The 4,053-nt window shown below is 74.8% G+C and carries 4 protein-coding genes; 2 read left to right on the top strand and 2 right to left on the bottom strand.

Features of this window, described 5'->3' with window-relative positions:
• Positions 1-157 precede the first annotated feature (157 nt).
• Positions 158-1,075 (top strand): TIGR03619 family F420-dependent LLM class oxidoreductase, encoded by a 918-nt coding sequence (locus ABZ806_RS44915; protein WP_500226096.1) that lies wholly within the window; start codon positions 158-160, stop codon positions 1,073-1,075.
• On the opposite strand, the gene ABZ806_RS44910 is transcribed toward ABZ806_RS44915, so the two are convergent.
• The gene (locus tag ABZ806_RS44910; protein ID WP_500226094.1) at positions 1,072-1,512 is read right to left on the bottom strand and encodes an Lrp/AsnC family transcriptional regulator; all 441 of its coding nucleotides are present in this window, start codon (positions 1,510-1,512) and stop codon (positions 1,072-1,074) included. The two genes, ABZ806_RS44915 and ABZ806_RS44910, sit on opposite strands and share 4 nt — an antisense overlap.
• Before the next feature lie 109 nt (positions 1,513-1,621).
• Positions 1,622-2,635: a LacI family DNA-binding transcriptional regulator gene (locus tag ABZ806_RS44905; protein WP_500226092.1), complete on the bottom strand. Its 1,014-nt coding sequence runs from the start codon at positions 2,633-2,635 to the stop codon at positions 1,622-1,624.
• A 145-nt stretch (positions 2,636-2,780) separates the two neighbouring features.
• On the opposite strand from ABZ806_RS44905, the gene ABZ806_RS44900 reads away from it, so the two are divergent.
• Complete coding sequence (locus ABZ806_RS44900) at positions 2,781-4,016, top strand: ABC transporter ATP-binding protein (RefSeq protein WP_500226091.1); 1,236 nt, start codon at positions 2,781-2,783, stop codon at positions 4,014-4,016.
• Positions 4,017-4,053 lie beyond the last annotated feature (37 nt).

Below are 4,053 nucleotides of genomic sequence, written 5' to 3'. Positions count from 1 at the left end.
AGCAGGACCTCGCGGTGGTCGGAGCGCAGCCCGCCGGCGGCGCGCAGCAGCGGGTCCGGGTCGGCGAACAGCATCCCGCCCTGGACGGCGAGCTCAACGGGGTGGGTGGCTCGGGGTGGGGGCTTGACGTTGTAAGGTTCGGCGTGGGAGGTGGGGGATGCTGATCGGGTTCGCGGTTCCGGGGGCGGGCGGCTGGGCCACGCCGGACAACCAGGTGCGGGTCGCGCGGCGGGCCGAGGAGCTCGGCTACCACTCGGTGTGGACGCTGCAGCGCCTGCTCAACCCGGCCGGCTCCGCCGACCGCACCTACCGGGGCGTCCCCGACCCGCTCGTCACGCTCGCCTACCTCGCCGGGCGGACCGACCGGATCCGGCTCGGCGTCGCCGTCGTCAACCTGCCGTTCTACGCTCCGGCCGTCCTGGCCAAGCAGGCCGCCACCCTCGACCGCGTCAGCGGCGGGCGGCTCGACCTCGGGCTCGGGCTCGGCTGGATGCCCGAGGAGTTCGCCGCCGCCGGGGCGCCGATGGAGCGGCGCGGCGCCCGCGCGGAGGAGTTCCTCGCCGTGCTGCGCGCGCTGTGGAGCGGCGGCCCGGCCGAGTTCCACGGGGAGTTCTACGACTTCCCGCCGGTGGTCATGGAGCCGCCGCCGGCGCAGTCCCCGCTGCCGGTGCTGCTGGGCGGCGCGTCCGAGGGCGCGCTGCGGCGCGCCGGGCGGCTCGCCGACGGCTGGGTCAGCTCCAGCCGCGCCGACCCCACCGCGATCGGCCGCTCGATCGCCGTCGTGCGGGACGCCGCCGAGCGGGCGGGGCGGGACGCGTCCGCGCTGCGGTTCGCGTGCCGGGCCGCCGTGCGGGTCCGCCCCGCGGGCGCGCCGCCGGGGAACGGGGCGGACCGGCGCCCGCTCACCGGGTCGTTCGCGCAGATCCGCGGCGACCTGGAGGCGCTCGCCGGGCAGGGCGTCACCGAGGTGTTCCTCGACCTGAACTTCGACCCCGGGGTCACCGGGCCGGACGCCGACCCGGGCGCGTCCCTGGACCGCGCCCTGGCCGCGCTGGACGCCTTCGCGCCGCGCTAGAGCGGCGGGCGGCGCGACTCCCAGGGGGTGCTGAGCACGACCGTGGTCCGGGTCGCGACGTTCGCGGCGGCGCGGATCTTCTGGAGCAGGTCCTCCAGCTCGTTCGGGGACGCGACCCGCACCTTGAGGATGTAGCTCTCGTCGCCGGCGACCGAATGGCACGCCTCGATCGCCTGCAGGTGCGACAGCCGGTCCGGGGCGTCGTCGGGCGCGGCCGGGTCGATCGGCTTGATCGACACGAACGCGGTCAGCGGCAGCCCGATCTCCTGGCTGTCGAGCTGCGCGGCGAACCCCTTGATCGCGCCGCGCTTCTGCAGCCGCCGGACGCGCTGGTGCACCGCCGACACCGACAGGCCCGTCTCCTTGGCCAGGTCGGTGAAACTCATCCGCCCGTCGTCGGCGAGCAGCGCCATGATCTGACGATCGATCTCCTCCACGCGGGAAATCTAGCGTGCCGGAGGCGGTGCGTGCGCCCCCATTGATCACGGATCGGGAGTGATCCGGCGGTTTCGGCGCCGCCCGGCGCCCGGCGCCCGGCGGCGCGGCTCAGCGGCGGGACGGGCGCAGCGGGCCGCAGCTGCCCCGCACGACCAGCTCGGTCGGCAGCAGCACCGGCCCGCCGCGGCCCCGCCGGGCGGGCTCGCGCAGCAGCAGCTCGCAGGCGCGGTAGCCGATGTCGTGGCCGGAGCGGGCGACGGCGGTCAGCGGCGGGTCGCACAGCTCCGCCCACGCCACGTCGTCCATCATCGCGATCGACACGTCGGCCGGGACGCGCAGGTCCAGCTCCCGGGCGACCAGCACGGCCGCCTCCCCGAGCAGGTGCCCGGCGGCGAGGACCGCGGTGACGTCGGCGCGGCGCTGCAGCAGCCCGGCCGCGGCGGCATAGGCGGCGTCGCGGGACGGGCGGGCGGCGACGACCAGGTCCTCCTCCAGCGGGATGCCGAGCTGGGCGAGGGCGCCGCGGAACGCGCGCTCGCGCACCCCGGCGGGGGCGCCGGGGGCGCCGCCGAGGAAGGCGATGCGCCGGTGCCCGAGCCCGGCGAGGTACTCGGTGAGGGCCCGCACGCCGCCCGCGTCGTCGGCGAGCACGGCCGGGACGTCCGGCAGGCCCGGCAGCACCCGGTCGGCGAACACGACGCTGGAGCAGACCCGGGCGGCGGCCCGCCAGTCGGCCGCGTCCCCGGCGGGCACCGCGATGACGCCGTCCACCCGCTGCTCGACGAGCCGCTCCACGATCTCGGCCTCGCGGTCCGGGTCGCCGTGCGCGGCGTCGACGATGACGTGCTCGCCGAGGCTGCGGGCGCAGGCCAGCACGCCCGCGACCAGCTCGGCGCGGAAGGGGTCGGTGACGTCCGGGACGATGAGCCCGATGCCGCCGCTGCGGCGCAGCTTGAGGCCGCGGCCGAGGGCGCTCGGGCGGTAGTCCAGCTCGCCGGCGGCGGCCAGCACGCGCTCGCGGGTGGCCGCGCTCACCGAGCCGCCGGAGAACACCCGGGACACGGTGGCGATGCCGACGCCCGCCGCCGCGGCCACGTCCTTGATCGTCGCCGTCCGCCGCATCCCGCGACCTCCCGTTTCGCCCGGTTTCGATGATCTTATCCGGCGGAGCGCTCCCATGGAAACGATTCCATGATGTTTACTCCATTCAGCGACATGAAACCCCTGCTCGGCAGGGGGTAATGGAAACGTTTCCAAAGGGGTTCCGATGGCCAAGATCGTGCTGGACCGGGTCGACAAGGTGTACAGCGGCGGTGTGAAGGCCGTGGACGGGCTCGACCTGGAGATCCGGGACGGCGAGTTCATGGTGCTGGTCGGCCCGTCCGGCTGCGGCAAGTCGACCGCGCTGCGGATGATCGCCGGGCTGGAGGAGATCAGCGGCGGGAAGATCTCCATCGGCGACCAGGTCGTCAACGACCTGGCGCCCAAGGACCGCGACATCGCGATGGTCTTCCAGAACTACGCCCTCTACCCGCACATGACGGTCGAGCAGAACCTCGCGTTCGGCCTCAAGCTGCGCGGCACGCCGAAGGCGGAGATCAAGGCCAAGGTCCGCGAGGCCGCCAAGATGCTCGGCCTGGAGCAGTACCTGTCCCGCAAGCCCGCCGCGCTGTCGGGCGGGCAGCGGCAGCGCGTCGCGATGGGCCGCGCGATCGTCCGGGAGCCGCAGGCGTTCCTGATGGACGAGCCGCTGTCCAACCTCGACGCCAAGCTCCGCGTGTCGATGCGCGCCTCGCTCAGCCAGCTGCACGAGCGGCTCGGCGTCACCACCGTGTACGTCACCCACGACCAGGTCGAGGCCATGACGCTCGGGTCGCGGGTGTGCGTGCTGCGCGACGGCGTGCTGCAGCAGGTCGACACCCCGCAGCGGCTGTTCGACAACCCCGTCAACCTGTTCGTCGCCGGGTTCATCGGGTCGCCCGCGATGAACTTCGTCCTCGCCGACCTCACCTCCGGCGAGGGCGGCCTGCAGGTCTCCTTCGCCGGGTACACGCTGCCGGTGCCGGCCGCGACGCTCACTGAGAAGCCGGGCCTGCAGGACTACCTCGGCCGCAAGGTCATCCTCGGCATCCGCCCCTCGGACTTCGAGGACGCCGCGCACGCCAAGCCCGAGTGGGCGCCGCTGGCGGCCCGCAGCACCGTCACCGAGGAGCTGGGCAGCGAGATCAACGTGATCTTCACGATCGACGCCCCGCCGGTCGAGCACAAGGACACCGCCGACCTCGCCGCCGACGACGACGGCGACGGCGACATGGCGATCCCGCTGGTGGACAACAAGGCGCTGTGGACGGCGCGGGTCAACTCCCGCTCGCACGTCCGCCCGGGCCAGAACGTGCAGCTCGCCGTCGACACCCGCCGGCTGCACTTCTTCGACCCCTCCAGCGGCCTGGCCGTCGGCCACCCGGACGCCGCGGCCCGGCACGGCGCCGACCTGCGCAAGTAGCGCCCGGCGCCGGCACGGCGCCGCCCCCGGCCCGCGC

The sequence above is a fragment of the Spirillospora sp. NPDC047418 genome (assembly GCF_040643275.1).
In the GTDB taxonomy this organism is placed as follows: domain Bacteria; phylum Actinomycetota; class Actinomycetes; order Streptosporangiales; family Streptosporangiaceae; genus Spirillospora.
The sequence above is the reverse complement of the archived record's forward strand: the minus strand, read 5'-3'. Positions and strand labels throughout refer to the sequence as shown.

Excerpts from the sequence above, each read along its gene's own strand:
- ABZ806_RS44915 (WP_500226096.1), top strand. The coding sequence starts at position 158 with ATGCTGATCGGGTTCGCGGTTCCGGGGGCGGGCGGCTGGGCCACGCCG.
- ABZ806_RS44905 (WP_500226092.1), bottom strand. The coding sequence starts at position 2,635 with ATGCGGCGGACGGCGACGATCAAGGACGTGGCCGCGGCGGCGGGCGTC.
- ABZ806_RS44900 (WP_500226091.1), top strand. The coding sequence starts at position 2,781 with ATGGCCAAGATCGTGCTGGACCGGGTCGACAAGGTGTACAGCGGCGGT.